A 21,890-nucleotide genomic window follows, 5' to 3' on the forward strand; every position below is an offset into this window, starting at 1 on the left:
TGTAAAGCTATTCGAGGCATCAGGCAAGTCGTGCCCCAGCGGGGTTCGACGGTGCGCGTCGATGCGCTATCGCAGTGCGAAATCCGACCTGACTGTTCAGACCAGTAAGACCGAACAAACCCGCCAAACCCGTGGCTTTGCGACGCCAAACCCCTGTCTTGGCACGGCCCGTGCTCTGTCCGATCGCAGAATTCACTTCCCGCCGATCCGGAGATTGTCCATGACGAAGCGTTACAGCGCCCTCCTCGCCGCCCTGTTTGCCGGTCTGATGCTGAGCCAGGCCCCCGCCCATGCCGACGGTCTGGATGACGTGGTCAAGCGCGGCACCTTGAAAGTCGCCGTGCCCCAGGACTTCCCGCCGTTCGGTTCGGTCGGCCCGGACATGAAGCCGCGCGGCCTCGATATCGACACCGCGAAACTGCTGGCCGAGCAGCTCAAGGTCAAACTCGAACTGACCCCGGTCAACAGCACCAACCGCATCCCGTTCCTCACCACCGGCAAGGTCGACCTGGTGATTTCCAGCCTCGGCAAGAACCCCGAGCGCGAGAAGGTCATCGATTTTTCCCGCGCCTATGCGCCGTTCTACCTCGCCGTGTTCGGCCCGCCGGACGCGGCCGTCAGCACCCTCGACGATCTCAAGGGCAAAACCATCAGCGTCACCCGTGGCGCCATCGAAGATATCGAGCTGACCAAGGTCGCCCCTGAAGGCGTGACCATCAAGCGCTTCGAAGACAACAACTCGACCATCGCCGCCTACCTCGCAGGCCAGGTCGACCTGATCGCCAGCGGCAACGTGGTAATGGTCGCGATCAGTGAAAAGAACCCCAAACGCGTCCCCGCGCTGAAAGTGAAGCTCAAGGATTCGCCGGTCTACGTCGGCGTGAACAAGAACGAGCCGGCGCTGCTGGGCAAGGTCAACGAGATCCTGACCACCGCCAAGGCTGACGGCGCGCTGGAAAAGAACGCGCAGACCTGGCTCAAAGAGCCGCTACCAGCCGACCTCTGACCGGCGACGCGGGAGACCTTCATGGCCTATCAGTTCGATTTCTTGCCGGTGGTGGAAAACACCGACCTGCTCTTGCGCGGGGCGCTGTTCACCCTTGAGCTGACGGCCATCGGCGCACTCTTCGGGGTTGGCGTGGGCATCGTCGGGGCGCTGGTGCGGGCGTGGAACATCCGCCCGTTCTCGGCGATCTTCGGCGTGTATGTGGAGTTGATCCGCAACACGCCGTTTCTGGTGCAGTTGTTCTTCATCTTCTTCGGCCTGCCGTCCCTCGGCGTGCAGATTTCCGAGTGGCAGGCGGCGGTGCTGGCGATGGTGATCAACCTCGGTGCGTACTCGACCGAGATCATCCGCGCCGGTATCCAGGCGATTCCGCGCGGGCAGCTGGAAGCCGCAGCGGCATTGGCGATGAGCCGCTTCGAGGCGTTTCGTCACGTGGTGCTGCTGCCGGCGCTGGGCAAGGTCTGGCCGGCGCTGAGCAGCCAGATCATCATCGTCATGCTCGGTTCGGCGGTGTGTTCGCAGATTGCCACCGAAGAATTGAGCTTCGCCGCCAACTTCATTCAGTCGCGCAACTTCCGCGCCTTTGAAACCTATGCGCTGACCACCCTCATTTATCTGTGCATGGCGCTGCTGATCCGTCAGCTGTTGAACTGGCTCGGTCGGCGTTATCTGTCTAAAAGCAGCGCAAGGAGCAGCCAATGAGCGACTTCACGTTCTGGGACATCCTGCGCAATCTGCTGACCGGCCTGCAATGGACGCTGGCGCTGTCGCTGGTGGCGTTCATCGGCGGCGGTATCGTCGGGTTGCTGATCCTGATCATGCGCATCTCGAAAAACCCGCTGCCCAGCAGCATCGCCCGCACCTGGATCGAACTGTTCCAGGGCACACCGCTGTTGATGCAGCTGTTTCTGGTGTTCTTCGGCGTGGCCCTGGCCGGGGTGGAAATTTCGCCGTGGATGGCGGCGGCGATTGCCCTGACCCTGTTCACCAGTGCTTATCTGGCGGAGATCTGGCGCGGCTGCGTCGAGGCGATTCCCAATGGTCAGTGGGAAGCTTCGTCGAGCCTGGCGCTGAATCCGCTGGAGCAATTGCGCTACGTGATCCTGCCGCAGGCGCTGCGAATTGCCGTGGCGCCGACGGTGGGTTTCTCGGTGCAAGTGGTCAAGGGCACCGCAGTGACTTCGATCATCGGCTTCACCGAGCTGACCAAGACCGGCGGCATGCTCGCCAACGCCACCTTCGAACCGTTCATGGTCTACGGCCTCGTTGCCCTGGGCTACTTCCTGCTCTGCTACCCCCTGTCCCTCAGTGCGCGCTACCTGGAAAGGAGACTGCATGCCTCTGCTTAGAATTTCTGCCCTGCATAAATATTACGGCGATCACCACGTGCTCAAAGGCATCGACCTGAGCGTCGAGGAAGGTCAGGTGGTGGCGATCATCGGCCGCAGCGGCTCAGGCAAGTCCACCCTGCTGCGCACCCTCAACGGTCTGGAGTCCATCAACGACGGTGTGATCGAAGTTGACGGCGAATACCTCGACGCCGCCCGCGCCGACCTGCGCAGCCTGCGGCAGAAAGTCGGCATGGTGTTTCAGCAGTTCAACCTGTTTCCGCACCTGACGGTGGGTGAAAACGTGATGCTCGCGCCGCAGGTGGTGCAGAAAGTGCCCAAGGCCAAGGCACAAGAACTGGCGCGACAGATGCTGGAACGTGTGGGTCTGGGTGAGAAGTTCGATGCCTTCCCGGAGCGTCTCTCCGGTGGTCAGCAACAGCGCGTGGCGATTGCCCGGGCGCTGGCGATGTCGCCCAAGGTGCTGCTGTGCGACGAGATCACCTCGGCGCTGGACCCGGAGCTGGTCAACGAAGTGCTCAGCGTGGTCCGCCAGCTCGCGAAGGAAGGCATGACGCTGATCATGGTCACCCACGAAATGCGCTTCGCCCGGGAGGTCGGGGACAAACTGGTGTTCATGCATCAGGGCAAGGTGCACGAGGTAGGGGACCCGAAAGTGCTGTTTGCCGATCCGCAGACGCCGGAACTGGCGAACTTCATTGGCACCGTCGAGGCGACTGCCTGAAGGATTTTCAGGGACTTTTCTGACCTCATCGTCGGATCGCCACCCGGACCAAGCCCGCTCCCACAGGGTTCTCTAGCGGGATACGGTTTTGTGTTCGACACAAAACCTGTGGGAGCGGGCTTGCCCGCGAACGGCCGCGCCGCGGTCTTGAGACTTTATGCGCTGAATCAAGGGTTTGAACCATGCGCGTTGGCGGCAGCGTTTGATCGTGGCACGATGTCGGGGTTATCGACCGAGACCCCCAGACCATGCCGCAATCCCAAGCCAAGAATCTGTCCCTGATCGCCGCGATCGACTTGGGCTCCAACAGCTTCCATATGGTCGTGGCCAAGGCCCAGAACGGCGAAATCCGTATTCTCGAACGGCTCGGAGAAAAGGTTCAGCTGGCCGCCGGCATCGACGATGAGCGTCAGCTCAACGAAGAATCCATGCAGCGCGGGCTCGACTGCCTCAAGCGCTTTGCCCAACTGATCAACGGCATGCCACTGGGCGCCGTGCGGATCGTCGGCACCAACGCCCTGCGTGAGGCGCGCAACCGTGGCGAATTCATCCGCCGCGCCGAAGAAATCCTCGGCCATCCGGTGGAAGTCATCTCCGGCCGTGAAGAGGCCCGCCTGATCTACCTCGGCGTGTCCCACACCCTCGCCGACACCCCGGGCAAACGTCTGGTCGCCGACATCGGCGGCGGCAGTACCGAATTCATCATCGGCCAGCGTTTCGAACCGCTGCTGCGCGAAAGCCTGCAAATGGGCTGCGTGAGTTTCACCCAGCGCTATTTCAAGGACGGCAAGATCACCCCGGCCCGCTACGCCCAGGCCTACACGGCGGCGCGCCTGGAAATCATGAGCATCGAACACGCCCTGCATCGCCTGACCTGGGATGAAGCCATCGGCTCCTCGGGCACCATCCGCGCCATCGGCCTGGCGCTCAAGGCCGGCGGGCACGGCACCGGCGAAGTGAATGCCGAAGGCTTGGCGTGGCTCAAGCGCCGTCTGTTCAAGCTCGGCGATGTCGACAAGATCGATTTCGAAGGCATCAAGCCGGATCGCCGGGCGATCTTCCCGGCTGGCCTGGCGATTCTCGAAGCGATCTTCGACGCCCTCGAACTGCAACGCATGGATCACTGCGAAGGCGCGCTGCGTGAAGGCGTGCTCTACGACCTGCTCGGCCGCCATCACCACGAAGACGTGCGCGAACGCACCCTGACCTCGCTGATGGAGCGCTACCACGTCGATCAGGAACAGGCCGCACGGGTCGAGCGCAAAGCCTTGCACGCCTTCGATCAAGTGGCCGTGGATTGGGAGCTGGACGACGGCATCTGGCGCGAACTGCTGGGCTGGGCGGCGAAAGTGCACGAAGTCGGGCTCGACATCGCGCACTATCACTACCACAAGCACGGCGCCTACCTGATCGAACACTCGGACCTCGCCGGGTTCTCCCGCGAAGACCAGCAAATGCTCGCCCTGCTGGTGCGCGGCCACCGTCGCAACATCCCCAAGGACAAGTTCGCCGAGTTCGGCGACGACGGCGACAAGCTGATCCGCCTGTGCGTGCTGCTGCGTTTCGCCATCCTGTTCCACCACATCCGTGGCACCCAGGCGATGCCGCAAGTGACGCTGCATGCAAATGGCAACCACCTCGACGTGGAATTCCCGGAGAACTGGCTGGATGAAAATCAGCTGACCCAGGCGGATTTCGGGCTTGAGGCCGAATGGCTGACGCGGGTGGGGATTGTCCTGACCGTACATTGAGTAACGGGCGGGCACAAAAAAGGCGATCCTTCGGGATCGCCTTTTTATTGGGTGCTCGGCTGGATTCAGGTGGTGTGCTTACGATCGATCCCCCTCACCCCAACCCTCTCCCCCAAGGGGGCGAGGGGGGGAAAGGGAGCCGATCTTCATGCTTTTCAAGACCTGAGTTCGACTCGATATTTCAGGTCGATGTACCTCGAGCATCCAACTCGATCAGTCCCCTCTCCCTCTGGGAGAGGGTTAGGGTGAGGGGGTGCTTTTAAGCTCTCAGCTGCTCACCGGCAGAATCGGACTGCCCAATCGCTCCAGCAACGTCGCCTGCGCACTACGCGGGTTCTGGTTGCCGGTCGGCGTGTTGCGGATGTAGCGACCGTCCGATTGCAGGCTCCAGCTGTGGGTGTTGTCGGTCAGGTACAGCTCCAGTTCTTTCTTGACCCGGGTCAGCAGCTTCTTGCCTTCCACCGGGAAGCAGGTCTCGACGCGCTTGTCGAGGTTGCGCTCCATCCAGTCGGCGCTGGACAGGAACATCTGTTCCTCGCCACCGTTGAGGAAGTAGAACACTCGGGTGTGCTCAAGGAAGCGACCGATGATCGAGCGCACGTGGATGTTGTGCGAAACCCCGGCGATGCCCGGACGCAGGCAGCACATGCCGCGCACCACCAGATCGATGCGCACGCCGGACTGGCTGGCCTTGTACAGCGCGCGAATGATCTTCGGATCGGTCAGCGAGTTGAACTTGGCGATGATGTGCGCCGGTTTACCGTCGAGCGCGAATTGCGTCTCGCGGGTGATCATGTCGAGCATGCCCTTCTTCAGAGTGAACGGCGCATGCAGCAGCTTCTTCATGCGCAGCGTCTTGCCCATGCCGATCAACTGACTGAACAGTTTGCCGACGTCTTCGCACAAGGCGTCGTCGGAGGTCAGCAGGCTGTAGTCGGTGTACAGACGGGCGTTGCCGGCGTGGTAGTTACCGGTGCCGAGGTGCGCGTAACGCACGATCTCACCGGCCTCGCGGCGCAGGATCAGCATCATCTTGGCGTGGGTCTTGAAGCCGACCACACCGTAGATCACCACCGCACCCGCCGCTTGCAGACGGCTGGCCAGTTGCAGGTTGGACTCTTCGTCGAAGCGCGCTCGCAGCTCGATGACCGCCGTCACTTCCTTGCCGTTACGCGCGGCGTCCACCAGCGCATCGACGATTTCCGAGTTGGCGCCGGAGCGGTACAGAGTCTGGCGCACGGCCAGAACGTGCGGGTCCTTGGCGGCCTGGCGCAGCAGGTCGACCACCGGGGTGAACGACTCGAACGGGTGCAACAGCAGGATGTCCTGCTTGCTGATCACGCTGAAAATGTTCTCGCTGTTTTGCAGCAGTTTCGGGATCTGCGGCGTGAACGGCGTGTATTGCAGCTCCGGATGGCTGTCCAGGCCGGTGATGCTGAACAGACGCGTCAGGTTCACCGGACCGTTGACCTGATACAGCTCGGTCTCGCTCAGGTTGAACTGCTTGAGCAGGTAGTCCGACAGGTGTTTCGGGCAGGTGTCGGCGACTTCCAGGCGCACGGCGTCACCGTATCGACGCGAAAACAGCTCGCCACGCAGCGCGCGGGCCAGGTCTTCGACGTCTTCGGAGTCAAGCGCCAGGTCAGCGTTTCGGGTCAGGCGGAACTGGTAGCAGCCTTTTACCTTCATGCCCTGGAACAGGTCATCGGCGTGGGCGTGGATCATCGACGACAGGAACACATAGTTGTCGCCAGGGCCGCCGACTTCTTCCGGCACCTTGATGATTCGCGGCAACAGGCGCGGTGCCGGGATGATCGCCAGACCGGAATCGCGACCGAAGGCGTCGATACCTTCGAGCTCGACGATGAAGTTCAGGCTCTTGTTCACCAGCAACGGGAACGGGTGCGTCGGGTCGAGGCCGATCGGAGTGATGATCGGCGCGATCTCGTCGCGGAAATAGCGGCGGACCCAGGTTTTGATCTTGGTCGTCCAGTGGCGACGACGGATGAAACGCACCTGATGCTTTTCCAGCTCTGGGAGCAGGATGTCGTTGAGGATCGCGTACTGGCGATCTACGTGACCGTGCACCAGCTCGCTGATCCGGGCCAGGGCCTGGTGCGGTTGCAGGCCATCGGCGCCGGCCTGTTCACGGGCGAAGGTGATCTGTTTCTTGAGGCCGGCGACGCGGATTTCGAAGAATTCGTCGAGGTTGCTGGAGAAGATCAGCAGGAACTTCAGCCGCTCCAGCAACGGGTAGGACTCGTCCAGCGCCTGTTCCAGCACGCGGATGTTGAACTGCAGTTGCGACAATTCACGGTGGATGTACAGGCTGCTGTCATCCAGGCCGGGAATCGCGATCGCCGGAACCGCCGCGGCAGGCTCGGTTGCCGGCGCGGGTGGCGCAGGCTCCAGTTCCGGCGGGGTTTCGGTAATCTGCTCGACCACGGGTTGAGCTTCTTTTACGGCAACTTCAGTGAGTCCTTCGGTATTCATCGAATGTTCCTGGGAGGGCTATTTCTGCTCTCGTAACAATTGAGCGGCACGGACAGCAAAGTAAGTCAGGATGCCATCAGCGCCGGCACGTTTAAAGGCGGTCAGGGATTCGAGGATCACGCCTTCGCTCAACCAGCCATTCTGGATCGCCGCCATGTGCATGGCGTATTCGCCGCTGACCTGATAGACGAAGGTCGGCACTTTGAAGGCATCTTTTACCCGGAACAAAATGTCCAGGTACGGCATGCCGGGTTTGACCATGACCATGTCCGCGCCTTCAGACAAGTCCGCGCCCACTTCGTGCAGCGCTTCATCGCTGTTGGCCGGGTCCATCTGATAGGAGGCCTTGTTCGCCTTGCCCAGGTTCGCGGCCGAACCCACCGCATCGCGGAACGGGCCGTAATAGGCACTGGCGTACTTGGCCGAGTAGGCCATGATCCGCACGTTGACGTGACCGGCCAGCTCCAGCGCTTCGCGGATGGCCTGGATGCGGCCGTCCATCATGTCCGACGGGGCAACCACCTGGGCGCCCGCAGCAGCATGGGACAAGGCTTGCTTGACCAGTGCATCGACGGTGATGTCGTTCTGCACGTAGCCTTCTTCATCGAGAATGCCGTCCTGACCGTGAGTGGTGAACGGGTCGAGGGCGACGTCAGTGATAACGCCCAGTTCCGGGAACCGGTCACGCAGGGCGCGAGTAGCGCGCTGCGCGATACCTTCGGGATTCCAGGCTTCGGCGGCATCGAGGGATTTGAGTTCAGGCGGGGTGACCGGGAACAGCGCCAGCGCCGGAATCCCCAGCTTGACCCATGCGGCGGCTTCTTCAAGCAGCAGGTCGATGGTCAGGCGCTCGACACCCGGCATCGAGGCCACGGCTTCGCGGCGGTTTTCACCGTCGAGGACGAACACCGGCAGGATCAGGTCATCGACCGTCAGCACATTCTCACGCACCAGCCGCCGGGAAAAATCATCACGGCGATTGCGACGCAGGCGGGTGGCAGGGAACAGACGGTTGGCTGGGGTAAAGCTCACGGCAGACTCCTGAGCCCGCGCAAACGGGCGAGCGTGACAGTTATAGATGGCCATTATGACGGTCGTATGACAGTTATGTGCACCCCTGCGACAGGTAGTCGCTTTCCATTGTCCGTGTAGGAAATGTTCACGTCGAGACACATTTCGACACTTTCCTGAATGTGTCCGAAGGGTTAGGCTGCGCGTTCATTTCGCCAGCACCCAGACAATGCTCCAACAATTTCTGCATGACTTCGGCTACTTTGCCCTGTTTCTCGGCACGTTCTTCGAAGGCGAAACCATCCTGGTGCTCGCGGGCTTCCTCGCGTTCCGTGAATACATGGACATCAAACTGGTGGTGGTCGTGGCGTTCTTCGGCAGCTATGCCGGCGATCAGCTGTGGTACTTCCTGGGCCGCAAGCACGGGCGCAAGCTGCTGGCGCGCAAACCGCGCTGGCAGATGATGGGCGACCGCGCGCTGGAACACATCCGCAAGCACCCGGACATCTGGGTCCTGAGCTTTCGCTTCGTGTACGGACTGCGCACGGTGATGCCGGTGGCAATCGGCCTCTCGGGCTATCCGCCGGGACGTTATCTGCTGCTCAACGGTATCGGCGCCGCGATCTGGGCCACCGCCCTGGCCGCCGCTGCTTACCACTTCGGTGCCGTGCTCGAAGGCATGCTCGGCAGCATCAAGAAGTATGAGTTGTGGGTGCTAGGCGCTCTGCTGGTGCTCGGCCTGGGCCTATGGCTGCGCCGCCGGTTCAAGAATGCCCGGCTGGCGAAAAAGGTTTACGAGCAAGAACAGGCCGAGCTGCTGGCCAAGGCCGAACGGCACAAAGCCGAAATGGCCAAGGCTGCCGACCCTAAGACGCCAGCCGAGTAAGTCGCTGGCGACAGCAATACAGCCCGATGCCGCTGAGCAGGCTGTAACTGAGCAGGCCGACCCATATCCCCGGGCTGGCCGGCCAGAGTCCGACCAGCGGCGCCAGCCACACCAGCGGCAGGTTCGAAGCCAGCCGCAACACTTCCAGCTTGCCCGCCCACGGGCGATTCTCCAGGGCTACGCCCAACACGAACAAACCGAACGCCACCGCGCCCCAGCCGAGCAGCAATGCTCCGGTGGGCAGACTGTGTTCCAGATTCATCAGATAACTGCCCAGCGCCACATAGGCGCCAAACTGCAACCCCACGTACCACTGCTGACGACTGTCCAGCGGCACTTCGAATTTGCGGAACTGACTCAGGTCCGGCTTGTTCATCGGGTACTTCGCCGCGACGTCCGCCGGACGCCAGCCGGTGCGCATGAACCAGATCCTGATCTTGTCCCACACGCGTTCCGCCCGGCGCGCGTCATCCCATAGCTGCGCGTAAAACTGCAGGTTGGCCCACAACGGATTCCAGCTCGCCAGCGGCGTGGTCACGCCGAAAATCACCGGCTCGTTGTCGTCCTCCTCCTGGAAGGAGCCGAACAGTCGGTCCCAAATAATGAACACCCCGCCGTAGTTGCGATCCATGTAGAGAGCGTTCTGTGCATGGTGGGCCCGATGGTTGGACGGCGTGACGAAGCACCACTCGAACCAGCCGAGCTTGGGAATGTGCCGGGTATGGACCCAGAACTGATACAGCAGATTCAGCGCCGCAACGCTGACGAACACCAGCAGCGGCACCCCGAGCACGGCCATCGGCAGGTAAAAGATCCAACTCAGCAGAAACCCGGTGCTGGTCTGGCGCAAGGCCGTGGAAAGGTTGTAGTCCTCGCTCTGGTGATGCACCGAATGCGCCGCCCAGAGAATGTTCCGTTCATGGCCCATGCGATGCAGCCAGTAATAGCAGAAGTCATAAAAGACAAAAGCAAACACCCAGACCCAGACGCTGTCCGCAGACAACCTGACCAGCGCCAGATGCTCCAGGGCAAACGCATAGGTCACCAGGCCCACGCCCTTGGTCAACAGGCCGGTGGTGGTCGACAACACACCGGTGCTGATGCTGTTCACCGCATCGGCCAGGCGATAGTTGCTCACCCCGCGCCAGCGGTCGGCGATGAGCTCCGCCGCAATCAACACGAAGAAAAACGGTACCGCATACAGGATGAAGTTCATGACGCGCCCTGGTCGGAATCTGTAGCTCAGATCCTAGGTGTAGCCGCGGCTTGATCCTATGGCAACGAACGACAAATTAGAGGACATTTAGCGCCATGAATCTGGAGAGAAACCCATGAGCAAAAAAGTTGCAGTGATCCTGTCCGGTTGCGGCGTTTACGACGGCGCCGAGATCTACGAAAGCGTCATCACCCTGTTGCGCCTCGACCAGCGCGGCGCCCAGGTGCAGTGTTTCGCCCCCAACATCGCGCAATTGCATGTGATCAATCACCTGACCGGCGAAGAAATGCCCGAGTCGCGCAACGTGCTGGTGGAATCGGCTCGCATCGCCCGGGGCAACGTCAAGGATCTGCGTGAGGCCGATGTCGAGGACTTCGATGCGCTGATCGTGCCAGGCGGTTTCGGTGCGGCGAAGAACCTGTCGAACTTCGCCATCGAAGGTGCCGGCTGCACCGTGCAGCCGCAAGTACTGGCGCTGGCCGAAGCCTTTGCCGAAGCGGGCAAACCGGTGGGCCTGATCTGCATTTCGCCGGCGCTGGCCGCGAAGATCTACGGCCCGGGCGTGACCTGCACCATCGGCAACGACGCCGACACGGCCGCCGCCATGAACAAGATGGGCGCCACCCACGAAGACTGCGCGGTAACCGACATCATCGAAGACAAGGCGCGCAAACTGGTAACCACTCCGGCTTACATGCTGGCGCAGTCGATCAGTGAGGCGGCTTCGGGGATCAACAAGCTGGTGGATCGGGTGCTAGAGCTGACCCACGAAAACGACGCCTGATCTCTTGGTCGAATACACACCCAATGTGGGAGCGGGCTTGCTCGCGAAGACGTCAGGTCAGACAACTATTCGTTGAATGACACACCGCCTTCGCGAGCAAGCCCGCTCCCACAGAGGATTTGTGTAATGTTCAGGTTTTGCGGGCGAGCTTGGTGAGGATCCGGTCCAGCGCATTGGCAAACGCCTGCTTCTCGCGGTCACCGAACGGCGCCGGGCCGCCAGTGACCTGGCCTTGCTCACGCAGGTCGGTGAACAGGTTGCGTGTCGCCAGCCGCTCACCCATGTTCTGCGCGTCGAACTCCTTGCCGCGCGGGTCCAGCGCTGCAACGCCCTTCTTCACCAGCCGGTCGGCCAGTGGAATGTCGCTGCAGATCACCAGTTCACCCGGCACCGCATGCTCCACCAGATAATCATCCGCCGCATCCGGGCCGCTCGGCACCACGATCAGCTTGACGATCGCCAGCGCCGGCTTGCTCTGCGGCTGCCCCGCCACCAGCACCACTTCGAAGCGGCGTTTGAGGGCGAACTTCACCACCAACTCCTTGGCCATCTTCGGGCAGGCGTCGGCATCGATCCATACGCGCATCATCTCAAGCCGCCATGCGGCGCTTTTCAGCCACCCAACTGCGGCCATACAGCACGATGATCGCCGCGATCGCCACGGCCTGCGCCGTCAGCGAATAGGCGTCGGCATGAATCCCCAGCCAGTCGAAATCGAAGAACGCCACCGGCCGGGTGCCAAAGATCCCGGCTTCCTGCAGCGCCTTCACGCCATGACCGGCGAACACCACCGACAACGCGCAGAGCAGCGCGGCGTTGATGCTGAAGAACAGCGCCAGCGGCAGTTTCGCCGAACCGCGCAGGATCACCCACGCCAGACCGAACAGCAGCACCAGCGCCGTCGCACCGCCCGCCAACACCGCGTTGTGCCCGGCAGGACCGGCCTGCAGCCACAGGGTTTCGTAGAACAGGATCACTTCGAACAGCTCGCGGTACACCGAGAAGAACGCCAGGATCGCGAAACCGAAACGCCCGCCTCCGCCAACCAGACTCTGCTTGATGTAGTCCTGCCAGGCTGCCGCGTGCCGGCGGTCGTGCATCCACACCCCGAGCCACAACACCATGACGCTGGCGAACAGCGCCGTGGCGCCCTCGAGCAGTTCACGCTGGGAGCCGCTGACATCGATCACGTACGCCGCCAGCGCCCAGGTCCCGAGACCGGCCAGCAATGCCAGCCCCCAGCCGACGTTGACGCTGCGCACCGCCGATTGCTGGCCGGTGTTGCGCAGGAACGCGAGGATCGCCGCCAGCACCAGAATCGCTTCCAGACCTTCGCGCAGCAGAATCAGCAGACCGGAGATGTAGCTCAGCGACCAGCTCAATCCATCGCTGCCCAACAGGCCGGCAGACTCCTTGAGTTTGGCCTTGGCCGCATCGAGACGCTGTTCGGCCTGCTCCACCGGCAAGCCGTCCTGCAGCGATTGCCGATAGGCCATCAGGGACTTTTCGGTGTCCTTGCGCACGTTGGCGTCGACGTTGTCCAGCGAGCTTTCGACCAGTTCGAAGCCTTCCAGATACGCCGCCACCGACAGGTCGTAAGCCTGATCGTGTTCACCGGCACGGTACGCCGCCAGGCTCTTGTCCAGGGTCGCGGCGGTGTAGTCGAGCAACTGCGCCGGGCCGCGCTTGACCTGCGGCGGCTGCGCCCGTTGCGCACGGAAGATCGCGGCGGCTTCAGCGCCCTCGGCAGCCTGCACCTCGGCCGGGGTCTGGCGGGCCAGATCGGCAATGTTGTAGGTCTTGTCGGCTTTGGCCGTGGCCGGATCGGCGCTGAACTGCGCGATATAGGTCGCCAGATCCCAGCGCTGACGGTCGTCCAGTTGATCGGCAAAGGCTGGCATGTCAGTGCCTTCGACGCCCTGGCCGAGGGTGCTGTAGATCGCATACAGGCTCAGGTGATCCATCCGCGCAGCATCGCGCAGATTGGCCGGCGCCGGCGTCATACCGAGACCTGCCGGGCCGTCGCCGGCACCCGCGTCGCCGTGGCACACCGAGCAGTTTTGCGCGTAGAGCGGCGCACCACGGGTCGGATCAGGCGTGATGATCGGGGCCTGGCTGACTTCATAAGCCACCGCCAGTTTCGCCCCCAGTTGTCGGGCCTGACGGGCCACGTCCGCACCGTCCTGTTTCGCCGTGATCGCGGCGTGCAAGGCGCTGACGCCCTGTTCCAGCGCCGCTTTCTCCGGTTTGGCCGGCAGGTCGGCGATCAGCCCTTGCAGCACCTGGGTGAATTCCAGTTGCTCACGGTATTCGCCATCGTCAATGACCTTGCCTGCCGCTACCGTCGGCGGGTAATCGGCGCTGATGTAATCAAGCAGGTGCAACGCTTGTGGCGCGCCTTCCACGGTGTCGGCCAGCAGATTGAAGCTGCTCAGGGCGCACAGCGGGAACACCAGCCAGGCCAGAAATCGGGACGCGGCAGTCATGAATGAGTCTCAAGTGGAAATGCGAAGTTACATATTGTTCACTTCGAGCGCGATTCCCTCAAGCTTTCTCTCCAATCCCCGGCACATGGCCACTGCCCACCCCTATAATCCTTCACCTTTCGCCTCTCTGCTCCAGGAAGAGCTGCACTCCATGCGCCAACGCCTGCTACTCCCGGTATTAATCAGCACGATCCTGCAACTGAGCGGCTGCGCGGCTTACCGCAATTACGACCTGGAAATGCAGCAAACCAACGACCGGCTGATGCTCGGCGACTATCAGGGTGCCCTGGATGTGCTGGAGTGGCACAACCCGTGGGACGACAAGGACCTGCTCTACTACTTCGAGAAGGGTTCGATTCTCAGCTTCGCCAACGCCCGCCCGCAGAGCCAGAAAGCCTGGCGCAGCGCAGACCGGATGGTGTTCCAGCGCGAAGAAGCCGTGCCTTCCGCCCCCATGAAGCTGCTCAACCGGTTTGCCTATGAAATGGGCACCCTGCTGGTCAACGACAAGCTCAGCCGCTACGAAGGCTATGACTACGAAAAAGTCATGCTGACCACACAGATGGCCCTCAACCAATTGGGCGAAAGCGATTTCGACGGCGCCCGGGCAGACATCAAGAAGACCCACGAACGTGAAGCACTGATCGCCCGGCAGCGGGAGCGCCAGTATGAAGAGCTCGAGGAACAGGCCAAAGCTCAAGGCATCGTCGTGCAATACAAGGATCTGCGGGGCTATCCCGTCACCACCCTGGACGCGCCAGCGGTTATCGAACTGAAGAACGGCTACCAGAGTGCTTTCAGCCATTACCTGGCCGGGTTCACCTATGAAGCGCTGGATGAACGGGATCTGGCCGCACCGGGTTATCGCCAGGCAATCGAGTTGCGCCCGAACACGCCCTTCCTCGAACAGGCGCTGCGCAATCTCGACCAGCCACCGGCCAAGGATGATGAAAGCGATGTTCTGATCGTCGTCCAGAGCGGTCTGGCGCCGGCCCGCAGCTCGGTAACAGTGCCGATCCCGGTGCGGCTCAATGAAAATCTGGTCATTACTGCGCCGATCTCGTTTCCCATCCTGGTGCCGGACACCGTCACACCAGCGTTCGACCACATCCTGGTGGATGGCCGCAAACGCCCGCTGACCGTGATCAACAGCGTCACCGACATGGCGTTTCGTACGCTGCGCGATGACATGCCAGCGATCATTTCCCGGGCAATGTTCCGCGCCAACATGGCCGCCATCTCGCAGGCTCAGGAAAACGAACGCAATCCGGCCAAGGCCTCGCTGGTCGTCACCGAGCACGACCCCTTTGAGGAGGCCGACACCCGAACGTGGCGCACGCTCCCCGACAAGACATTGGTGGCGCGCATCCGACTGAAGAAAGGCGATCACCAATTCAATGCGCCCAATGCACCCGGAGCGTCATCGGTCACCCTGCGCATCGATCGCGATCACCAATTGGTCAACCTGCGAGTTCTGAGAGATGTCGCCAACGTAATCGGCAATGCCAGACTGCCGGATAAGTAATGGCACCCAACCAATCAGTGCAATTAAAAAGCTATTACATAGCCAGCATCGCCCGCTTATAATGCCGCGCCCGCGCTATCGCGTTGCGGCATTAAAGCTCCTCTTTTTATGAGGAATTGGCAGGAGGCCAGTGCCACTGCCGATCGGTCCCAGCAGCCCGACCCGCACCCGAGGCTGTCGCTACTCATGGAAGAAGTAACCCCATGGCATTCCGCGCTCCCACTCTGATTGCGCTCAGCGCTGTCACCCTGCTGTCCGGCTGTTCGGCGTTTCGCAACTACGATTCCGAACTGGCCCAGACCAACCAGCAACTGGCCACCGGCAACGTCGACGCCGCCCTGACCCTGCTGGAAAAGAACAACACCGGCCCGGACAAAGACCTGCTCTATTACTTCGAGAAAGGTGAACTGCTGCGCGCCAAGGGCGATCTGTCCGGCAGCCAGAATGCCTGGACCAGCGCCGACCAGGTGGTGGGCAAGTGGGAAGACTCGGTCAAACTCGACACCGACAAGTACCTGGCCCAGTTCGGCAGTTTCCTGGTCAACGACAAGGTGCGCCGCTACGAAGGCTACGACTACGAAAAAGTCATGCTGACTACGCAGATGGCCCTGAACCTGCTGGCGGTCAACGACTTCGACGGCGCCCGCACCGCGATCAAGAAGACTCACGAACGTGAAGCGGTGATCGCCGACCTGCGCGACAAGGAATACCTCAAGAGCGAAGAGGAAGCCGAGAAGGAAGGCATCAAGACCGAATACAAGGATTTGCAGGGCTACCCGGTGGCCAGCCTCGACGCGCCGGAAGTGGTCGGCCTGAAAAACAGCTACCAGAGTGCGTTCAGCCATTACCTGGCCGGTTTCGTCTATGAAGCTCTGGGCGAAAAAGACCTCGCTGCGCCGGGCTATCGCAAGGCTGCCGAACTGCGCCCGAATACGCCGCTGCTGGAGCAGGCGTTGGTCAACCTCGACAAACCGGTCAAGAGCGATGACAGCGACATTCTGATCGTGGTGCAAAGCGGTCTGGCGCCGGCCCGCGATTCGATCCGCGTGCCGTTGCCGCTGCCAATCTCCAACAACGTAGTGATTACTCCGCTGTCGTTCCCGATCATCAAGCCCGACACCTCCACCGCAACGTTCGCGCAGATCGGTGTCGATGGCCAACAGGTCGACCTGACCGCGCTGAACAGCACCACCGCGATGTCCCGCCGTGCCCTGCGCGATGACATGCCGGGGATCATCCTGCGCACCACCGTGCGCGCGATCACCAAAGGTGTGGCGCAGAAGAAGATCAACGAAACCAACCCGCTGGCGGGTCTGGCGGTGGGTATTTCTTCAGCTGTGCTCGAAGGTGCCGATACCCGTACGTGGCGCACCCTGCCGGACACCACACAAGTGGTCCGTCTGCGCCTGAAAAAGGGCGAGCACCAGGTCACTCTGCCGAGCGCCGTCGGTGGCTCTCAGGTCAAGGTCACCGTCGACCAGCGTTACCAGGTGATCACCCTGCGCGCCGTCGGCAATCAGGTGTTCGCCGCAGGCCTCGCCGCCCACGTCACCCCGAGCGCTGGCGCTACCGCCGTGGCCAGCCTCAAACAACCTTAAGAACGGAGTCTTTGCATGCGCTTCAAACTCATCGCCGTCGCTGCCCTCGCCCTGCTGGCGAGCGGCTGCGCCACCCCGCCACCACCGGAGCCGGGCAGTGCCGCGAGCAAGGTCGTGGCCATGGGCCCGCAGAAACACATCGTGGTCGGCGCGATGCGCGTGGCCCGCGAAAACGGCTTCATGACCGTCAACGTGCAGTTGAGCAACACCCTCAACAGCAACAAGACGTTCTACTACCGCTTCGCCTGGCTCGGGCCGGAAGGTTTCCCGATCGCCGAAGAAGAAGTATGGAAAAGCCAGATGATGTACGGCGCCCAGACCAGCTTCATCCAGGGCATCGCCCCGACGCCCAAAGCCGTGGACTTCCGTCTGGAACTCAAGACGCCTTAAGCCCGACACCCTATTCCCGATTCAGAGAGCACTCCCATGTTTGCACGCTTTTCCTTCATCGCCGTCCTCGCCCTGCTGGCCAGCGGTTGCGCCAACACTTCGCCGACCCTGGGCAGCAAGAACATCAGCTACGGCGACACCAAGGCCGTTGAAACCGTGACCAACGAGTTCGGTTCGACCGATCTGCAGATGATCGCCGAGTCGATGACCCGTTCTCTGGCCCAGTCCGGCATTCTGCAGGGTCGCCCTGTGGTGCAGGTCTACGACGTGAAGAACAAGACCAGCGAATACATCGACACCCGCGAAATCACCACCAGCATCAAGACCCAGCTGATGAAGTCCGGCACTGCCCGTTTCGCCAGCGACAACACCGCGATGCAGAGCCAGGTCGACCAGCTCAAGCTGCAAAACCAGAGCGGCCTGTACAAGAAAAGCACCGTGGCCAAGACCGGCAACATGATCGCCGCCAAATACCGTCTTGAAGGTTCGATCAGCTCGATCGTCAAGCGCAGTAGCGACTACAAGGACGTCTTCTACAAATTCAGCCTGCAACTGATCGACGTTGAAAGCGGTCTGGCCGAGTGGATGGACGAGAAAGAGATCCGCAAAACCACGGAGCGTTAATCGATGCGCACATGGATTGGCATGATGGCCCTGGCTTGCGCGTTCAGCGTGCAGGCGGCCCCGAAAGTCGCGGTGACGGATCTGGCGTATCAGGAACGTGTGGAGCAATACATCCACATCGTTTCGGCCCAGAACAATTACCGCGAGGGCTACTACAGTTCCAGCGGTTCTTCGAGCTACAACGAGCTCGAAGCCACCACCAGCTACATCGAACAGACCGAGCTGCGCAAGTTCACCGGCGACATCAAGGGTGAAATCCTGCGCACCGGCATGTTCCAGCTGGTGCAGGGCACGCCGTACACGGCGTCGTCCAAGGGTGACGTCTACGACGTGATCAAGCGGATCAAGGCCGGCAACTTCAAGGGTGCCGACTACGTGCTGTTCGGCACGGTGTCGGACATCGACTTCACCCAGGACGTAAACGAGCTGGCGAACACCGACAGCTATTCCGCCGTGCTGGGCCTGACGCTGGTGGCCGATTTCAGCCTGATCAACACCAAGACCTTCGAAATCACCTCGGCCTTCACGGCGATGGGCGAAGCGCAGGACACCAAACTGGTGAACCACCGCGACATCAAGATCTCGCTGAACCGCCCACGGGTGGTGCGTGACGTGTCGAAGGCGCTGGGCGAAGACGTGGCCGGGCAGCTGAGCATGCAACTCGGCGGTGGCGGTTACGAGCAGCCGCGCGAACCGCAGCAGCGCAACAATCTGCCGCGTGATACGGCGCCAGTGATTCTTCACTGACCGACTGCCGGAAACGAAAAAGGCGACCTTCTCAGGTCGCCTTTTTTTGTGGCTGCACGCTTTATGCGGCCGCTTTGCGCAATGTCGCCATGAACGCCGCAGCACCAATGAACAGCCCGGCAAACGTGCGGTTCATGCGTCGCTGCTGGGTCGGTGTACGCAACAGGCGCAACACCTTCGACGCCAGACCGGTGTAGCCGGCCATGACGATCAGGTCGACCGCGATCATGGTCACGCCGATCACCACGTACTGGATCAGCAGCGGCGCATGCGGATTGATGAACTGCGGCAGCACCGCGAGCATGAACACCAGGGCCTTGGGGTTGCTGATGTTCACCAGAAAGCCACGGAACACCAGCGCCAGCGGCTTGCCGATCGGCCGGACCGCCGCGTCGTCACTCATGTCCATCGGCAGTGCGCGCCACTGCTTGATTGCCAGATAAACCAGATACGCGACACCGAACCATTTGATCGCGTGGAACGCAGTGGCCGAAGCGGTGAGGATCGCGCCGACACCGGCGCCGACGATGGCAATCTGCACAGCCAGGCCGATCTGCAGGCCCAGGGCGTTCCAGTAACCGCGCCAGAAACCGTATTGCAGACCGCTGGACATCGACGCAATGGCGCCGGCACCCGGAGAAAGACTGATCACCCAGCAGGCGGCAAAAAACGCCAGCCATGTTTGAAGCTCCATCGCACACCTCGACTCGGACTCGTGACAATCCTCAAAGCTAATGCGGAATTGGCTGGATGACTACCGATTTTTTGCAGGATGTTGCGGGCGCCGACCAATGTAGCCGGCGTCCGATCACTTTTCGAAACCGCTGGAAGGGAACACATCAGTGCCGCGCCAGCGGCGCACCGAACGCTGGAAGAACAGGCTGTTGGGCACCTGCACCATGGCGCTGCCGGTGCCGAGTTCTTCGGCTTCGATCAGCGTGGTGTAGAGCAGATTGATCGCCACCACCCGGCCTTTGACGCCGGGTTTGTCGGTGGTATCGACCAACTCGACCACATCGCCAAGACGGAACGGGCCAACGGTGAAGATAAGAATCGCGCAGAGCAGGTTCGACAGCACGCTCCACATGGCAAAGAACGCCACCGCCGCCACCGCGACGAAGCCCGACAGCGCGGTCCAGAGCACCGTGGCCGACACCCCGAGACGCTCCAGCACAAAGATCAGCGCACTGCCCATGATCAGCCAGCGCAGACCGCCGCGCAGCGGCATCAGCAACTGCGGCGGGAACGGATACTTCTCGCCCAGGCGAGTCAGGAATCGGGCGACGACGCGCTGGGCGAAGTAGCCGGCCAGCAGGATCAGCAGAATCTGCACGCCGAGCCAGATCGGCTCGGCCCACATCGCCGGCAATGGAAGTTTGAAAGCTTCCATCAAGACAACGCCTCCAGCTCCGCCTGCATGCTTTCCAGCGTCTCCAGCGCTTGCATCCATGCTTCTTCAAGCTCGCCTTCGCGGACTTTCAACTTGGCCTGTTCGGCCAGCAGGTCACGCAGTTCGTTCTTGCGCGCCGGCTCGTAGAGGTCGCTGTCGCCGAGGCTGGCATCGACCTTCGCCAGTTTCTCGTGCAGCTTGCCGAGCTCGGCTTCGAGCTTGTCAGCCTCGCGCTTGTGCGGCGCCAGTTGCTGACGCAACGCAGCGGCAGCCTGACGCTGGGCCTTCTTGTCGGTCTTGTCCGGGTTGACCGGTGTGTTGCTGACCGGGGCGTTGCGCTGACGGTACTCGACCAGCCAACGGGCGTAGTCCTCAAGGTCGCCATCGAACTCTTCGACCTTGCCGTCCGCGACCAGGAAGAAGTTGTCGGTGGTGCTCTTGAGCAGATGCCGATCGTGGGAAACCACCAACACCGCGCCGCTGAATTCCTGCAACGCCATGGTCAGCGCCAGGCGCATTTCCAGGTCGAGGTGGTTGGTCGGTTCGTCGAGCAGCAGCAGGTTCGGCCGTTCCCATGCGATCAGCGCCAAAGCCAGACGAGCCTTTTCGCCACCGGAGAAATTCAGCACCGGCTCGTCGATCCGTGCGCCACGGAAGTCGAAACCACCAAGGAAATCGCGCAGGGTCTGCTCGCGCTCGGTCGGCGCCAGACGCTGCAAGTGCAGCAACGGGCTGGCCTTGGAATCCAGCGAGTCGAGTTGATGCTGGGCGAAGTAACCGACCACGGTGTTCTCGCCGCGAGTCAGGCGCCCGGCCAGTGGTTCGAGTTCGCCGGCAAGGTTCTTGATCAGGGTCGACTTGCCCGCGCCGTTGGGGCCGAGCAAGCCGATCCGCGCGCCGGGGGTCAGTTGCAGCTTGACCTTCTCCAGCACGGTTTTCTCGCCGTAACCCAGGCGCGCATCGGACAGGTCGATCAGCGGGCTGGAGATCTTGGTCGACTCGCGGAACACGAAGTCGAACGGCGAATCGACGTGGGCCGCCGACAGCTCTTCCATGCGCTCCAGCGCCTTGATCCGGCTCTGGGCCTGACGGGCCTTGGTGGCCTGGGCCTTGAACCGGGCGATGTAGCTTTCCATGTGCGCACGCTGCGCCTGCTGCTTCTCGTAGGCCTGTTGCTGCTGGGCCAGACGCTCGGCACGGGCGCGTTCGAACGCGGTGTAGCCGCCACGGTAGAGCGTCAGCTTGCGCTGATCGACGTGGGCCACGTGATCGACGACTTCATCGAGGAAATCGCGGTCGTGGGAAATCAGCAGCAAGGTGCCGGGGTAACTTTTCAGCCACTCTTCGAGCCAGATGATGGCGTCGAGGTCCAAGTGGTTGGTCGGCTCGTCGAGCAGCAACAGGTCCGATGGGCACATCAAAGCCTGCGCAAGGTTCAGACGCATCCGCCAGCCACCGGAGAAATCTCCTACCTGACGATCCATCTGCTCGTTGGTGAAACCGAGGCCGGCGAGCAACTTGCGCGCCCGCGCATCGGCGGTGTAGCCGTCGGCGCTGTCGAGCTCGGCGTGCAGGCGGGCCAGCGCGGTGCCGTCGTGGGCCTCTTCGGCTGCCGCGAGCTCGCGCTGCACTTCGCGCAGGCGCAGGTCACCGTCGAGCACATAGTCGACCGCCAGGCGCTCGAGCGTGTCGACCTCCTGGCGCATGTGGGCGATACGCCAGTCGGCCGGCAGCAGGCAGTCGCCCGAGTCCGGGTGCAACTCACCGCGGAGCAAGGCGAACAGACTGGATTTGCCGGCGCCGTTGGCACCGATGAGGCCGGCTTTGTGGCCGGCGTGCAGGGTCAGCTCGGCGTCTTCTAGCAGACGTTGCGGGCCACGCTGTAAAGTCAGGTTCTGAAGTCGGATCAT

Annotated in this window: 20 protein-coding genes; 12 read left to right on the forward strand and 8 right to left on the reverse strand. The window is 62.0% G+C overall.

The annotated features are described in order from the left end of the window. The first annotated feature begins 220 nt into the window (after positions 1 to 220). From CAF76_RS05380 to ppx, 5 genes are all read left to right on the forward strand, one after another. Entirely contained in the window at positions 221 to 1,006 is a 786-nt protein-coding gene (locus tag CAF76_RS05380) for a transporter substrate-binding domain-containing protein (RefSeq protein WP_011336488.1), read from the forward strand. A 21-nt stretch (positions 1,007 to 1,027) separates the two neighbouring features. Continuing rightward, the gene (locus CAF76_RS05385; protein ID WP_039765327.1) at positions 1,028 to 1,708 is read left to right on the forward strand and encodes an amino acid ABC transporter permease; all 681 of its coding nucleotides are present in this window, start codon (positions 1,028 to 1,030) and stop codon (positions 1,706 to 1,708) included. Continuing rightward, positions 1,705 to 2,355, forward strand: a complete 651-nt coding sequence (locus CAF76_RS05390) for an amino acid ABC transporter permease (RefSeq protein ID WP_007951832.1) — start codon at positions 1,705 to 1,707, stop codon at positions 2,353 to 2,355. Before CAF76_RS05385 ends, CAF76_RS05390 begins: the two co-directional genes overlap by 4 nt. Further along, on the forward strand, positions 2,342 to 3,079 hold the full coding sequence (locus CAF76_RS05395; protein WP_064600296.1) for an amino acid ABC transporter ATP-binding protein: 738 nt from the start codon (positions 2,342 to 2,344) through the stop codon (positions 3,077 to 3,079). Before CAF76_RS05390 ends, CAF76_RS05395 begins: the two co-directional genes overlap by 14 nt. Before the next feature lie 248 nt (positions 3,080 to 3,327). After that, a complete protein-coding gene (ppx, locus tag CAF76_RS05400; RefSeq protein WP_039765323.1) occupies positions 3,328 to 4,830 on the forward strand; it encodes an exopolyphosphatase in 1,503 nt (500 codons plus the stop codon). Between the two features lie 267 nt (positions 4,831 to 5,097). Here the strand turns inward: ppx and ppk1 are convergent, their stop codons facing one another. Together ppk1 and hemB are read right to left on the reverse strand one after the other, a co-directional pair. Then, positions 5,098 to 7,323, reverse strand: a complete 2,226-nt coding sequence (gene ppk1 / locus CAF76_RS05405) for a polyphosphate kinase 1 (protein ID WP_064600299.1) — start codon at positions 7,321 to 7,323, stop codon at positions 5,098 to 5,100. 18 nt (positions 7,324 to 7,341) lie between these two features. Then, positions 7,342 to 8,355 (reverse strand): porphobilinogen synthase, encoded by a 1,014-nt coding sequence (gene hemB / locus CAF76_RS05410; protein ID WP_085647025.1) that lies wholly within the window; start codon positions 8,353 to 8,355, stop codon positions 7,342 to 7,344. A 208-nt stretch (positions 8,356 to 8,563) separates the two neighbouring features. Between hemB and CAF76_RS05415 the strand changes: the two genes are divergently transcribed. Next, positions 8,564 to 9,220 (forward strand): DedA family protein, encoded by a 657-nt coding sequence (locus CAF76_RS05415; RefSeq protein WP_064600303.1) that lies wholly within the window; start codon positions 8,564 to 8,566, stop codon positions 9,218 to 9,220. On the opposite strand, the gene CAF76_RS05420 is transcribed toward CAF76_RS05415, so the two are convergent. After that, positions 9,201 to 10,436: a sterol desaturase family protein gene (locus CAF76_RS05420; protein WP_085647026.1), complete on the reverse strand. Its 1,236-nt coding sequence runs from the start codon at positions 10,434 to 10,436 to the stop codon at positions 9,201 to 9,203. The genes CAF76_RS05415 and CAF76_RS05420 overlap by 20 nt on opposite strands. 115 nt (positions 10,437 to 10,551) lie before the next feature. Here CAF76_RS05420 and elbB point away from each other — a divergent pair, with 115 nt between their 5' ends. After that, positions 10,552 to 11,220 carry an isoprenoid biosynthesis glyoxalase ElbB gene (elbB, locus tag CAF76_RS05425; RefSeq protein ID WP_085647027.1) on the forward strand — a complete coding sequence of 223 codons (669 nt, stop codon included), beginning with the start codon at positions 10,552 to 10,554 and terminating at the stop codon, positions 11,218 to 11,220. Between the two features lie 130 nt (positions 11,221 to 11,350). Here the strand turns inward: elbB and CAF76_RS05430 are convergent, their stop codons facing one another. Continuing rightward, a complete protein-coding gene (locus CAF76_RS05430; RefSeq protein WP_085647211.1) occupies positions 11,351 to 11,806 on the reverse strand; it encodes a YaiI/YqxD family protein in 456 nt (151 codons plus the stop codon). A 4-nt stretch (positions 11,807 to 11,810) separates the two neighbouring features. Next, positions 11,811 to 13,706: an FTR1 family protein gene (locus tag CAF76_RS05435; protein WP_085647028.1), complete on the reverse strand. Its 1,896-nt coding sequence runs from the start codon at positions 13,704 to 13,706 to the stop codon at positions 11,811 to 11,813. A gap of 151 nt (positions 13,707 to 13,857) precedes the next feature. Here CAF76_RS05435 and CAF76_RS05440 point away from each other — a divergent pair, with 151 nt between their 5' ends. The 5 genes from CAF76_RS05440 (at position 13,858) to CAF76_RS05460 (ending at position 18,590) form a co-directional block, all read left to right on the forward strand. After that, positions 13,858 to 15,231 carry a COG3014 family protein gene (locus CAF76_RS05440; protein ID WP_085647029.1) on the forward strand — a complete coding sequence of 458 codons (1,374 nt, stop codon included), beginning with the start codon at positions 13,858 to 13,860 and terminating at the stop codon, positions 15,229 to 15,231. Positions 15,232 to 15,434: 203 nt separating this feature from the next. Then, a complete protein-coding gene (locus CAF76_RS05445) occupies positions 15,435 to 16,829 on the forward strand; it encodes a COG3014 family protein (protein WP_085606055.1) in 1,395 nt (464 codons plus the stop codon). 15 nt (positions 16,830 to 16,844) lie between these two features. Then, entirely contained in the window at positions 16,845 to 17,219 is a 375-nt protein-coding gene (locus CAF76_RS05450; protein ID WP_011336502.1) for a YcfL family protein, read from the forward strand. Positions 17,220 to 17,255: 36 nt separating this feature from the next. Continuing rightward, the gene (lpoB, locus tag CAF76_RS05455; protein ID WP_007951848.1) at positions 17,256 to 17,843 is read left to right on the forward strand and encodes a penicillin-binding protein activator LpoB; all 588 of its coding nucleotides are present in this window, start codon (positions 17,256 to 17,258) and stop codon (positions 17,841 to 17,843) included. Between the two features lie 3 nt (positions 17,844 to 17,846). Then, the gene (locus CAF76_RS05460; protein WP_064600314.1) at positions 17,847 to 18,590 is read left to right on the forward strand and encodes a hypothetical protein; all 744 of its coding nucleotides are present in this window, start codon (positions 17,847 to 17,849) and stop codon (positions 18,588 to 18,590) included. A gap of 61 nt (positions 18,591 to 18,651) precedes the next feature. On the opposite strand, the gene CAF76_RS05465 is transcribed toward CAF76_RS05460, so the two are convergent. The 3 genes from CAF76_RS05465 to CAF76_RS05475 form a co-directional block, all read right to left on the reverse strand. Further along, positions 18,652 to 19,284 carry a LysE family transporter gene (locus tag CAF76_RS05465; protein ID WP_064600316.1) on the reverse strand — a complete coding sequence of 211 codons (633 nt, stop codon included), beginning with the start codon at positions 19,282 to 19,284 and terminating at the stop codon, positions 18,652 to 18,654. Positions 19,285 to 19,398: 114 nt separating this feature from the next. Then, positions 19,399 to 19,980 carry a mechanosensitive ion channel family protein gene (locus CAF76_RS05470; RefSeq protein ID WP_039765304.1) on the reverse strand — a complete coding sequence of 194 codons (582 nt, stop codon included), beginning with the start codon at positions 19,978 to 19,980 and terminating at the stop codon, positions 19,399 to 19,401. Continuing rightward, positions 19,980 to 21,890, reverse strand: a complete 1,911-nt coding sequence (locus CAF76_RS05475) for an ATP-binding cassette domain-containing protein (RefSeq protein WP_085612048.1) — start codon at positions 21,888 to 21,890, stop codon at positions 19,980 to 19,982. Before CAF76_RS05475 ends, CAF76_RS05470 begins: the two co-directional genes overlap by 1 nt.

The organism is Pseudomonas sp. B40(2017) (genome assembly GCF_002112855.1).
Taxonomy (GTDB): Bacteria; Pseudomonadota; Gammaproteobacteria; order Pseudomonadales; family Pseudomonadaceae; genus Aquipseudomonas; species Aquipseudomonas pharyngis.

Excerpts from the sequence above, each read along its gene's own strand:
- CAF76_RS05380 (WP_011336488.1), top strand. The coding sequence starts at position 221 with ATGACGAAGCGTTACAGCGCCCTCCTCGCCGCCCTGTTTGCCGGTCTG.
- CAF76_RS05385 (WP_039765327.1), top strand. The coding sequence starts at position 1,028 with ATGGCCTATCAGTTCGATTTCTTGCCGGTGGTGGAAAACACCGACCTG.
- CAF76_RS05390 (WP_007951832.1), top strand. The coding sequence starts at position 1,705 with ATGAGCGACTTCACGTTCTGGGACATCCTGCGCAATCTGCTGACCGGC.
- CAF76_RS05395 (WP_064600296.1), top strand. The coding sequence starts at position 2,342 with ATGCCTCTGCTTAGAATTTCTGCCCTGCATAAATATTACGGCGATCAC.
- ppx (WP_039765323.1), top strand. The coding sequence starts at position 3,328 with ATGCCGCAATCCCAAGCCAAGAATCTGTCCCTGATCGCCGCGATCGAC.
- ppk1 (WP_064600299.1), bottom strand. The coding sequence starts at position 7,323 with ATGAATACCGAAGGACTCACTGAAGTTGCCGTAAAAGAAGCTCAACCC.
- CAF76_RS05415 (WP_064600303.1), top strand. The coding sequence starts at position 8,564 with ATGCTCCAACAATTTCTGCATGACTTCGGCTACTTTGCCCTGTTTCTC.
- CAF76_RS05420 (WP_085647026.1), bottom strand. The coding sequence starts at position 10,436 with ATGAACTTCATCCTGTATGCGGTACCGTTTTTCTTCGTGTTGATTGCG.
- elbB (WP_085647027.1), top strand. The coding sequence starts at position 10,552 with ATGAGCAAAAAAGTTGCAGTGATCCTGTCCGGTTGCGGCGTTTACGAC.
- CAF76_RS05430 (WP_085647211.1), bottom strand. The coding sequence starts at position 11,806 with ATGCGCGTATGGATCGATGCCGACGCCTGCCCGAAGATGGCCAAGGAG.
- CAF76_RS05435 (WP_085647028.1), bottom strand. The coding sequence starts at position 13,706 with ATGACTGCCGCGTCCCGATTTCTGGCCTGGCTGGTGTTCCCGCTGTGC.
- CAF76_RS05440 (WP_085647029.1), top strand. The coding sequence starts at position 13,858 with ATGCGCCAACGCCTGCTACTCCCGGTATTAATCAGCACGATCCTGCAA.
- CAF76_RS05445 (WP_085606055.1), top strand. The coding sequence starts at position 15,435 with ATGGCATTCCGCGCTCCCACTCTGATTGCGCTCAGCGCTGTCACCCTG.
- CAF76_RS05450 (WP_011336502.1), top strand. The coding sequence starts at position 16,845 with ATGCGCTTCAAACTCATCGCCGTCGCTGCCCTCGCCCTGCTGGCGAGC.
- lpoB (WP_007951848.1), top strand. The coding sequence starts at position 17,256 with ATGTTTGCACGCTTTTCCTTCATCGCCGTCCTCGCCCTGCTGGCCAGC.
- CAF76_RS05460 (WP_064600314.1), top strand. The coding sequence starts at position 17,847 with ATGCGCACATGGATTGGCATGATGGCCCTGGCTTGCGCGTTCAGCGTG.
- CAF76_RS05465 (WP_064600316.1), bottom strand. The coding sequence starts at position 19,284 with ATGGAGCTTCAAACATGGCTGGCGTTTTTTGCCGCCTGCTGGGTGATC.
- CAF76_RS05470 (WP_039765304.1), bottom strand. The coding sequence starts at position 19,980 with ATGGAAGCTTTCAAACTTCCATTGCCGGCGATGTGGGCCGAGCCGATC.
- CAF76_RS05475 (WP_085612048.1), bottom strand. The coding sequence starts at position 21,890 with ATGATCCGACTTCAGAACCTGACTTTACAGCGTGGCCCGCAACGTCTG.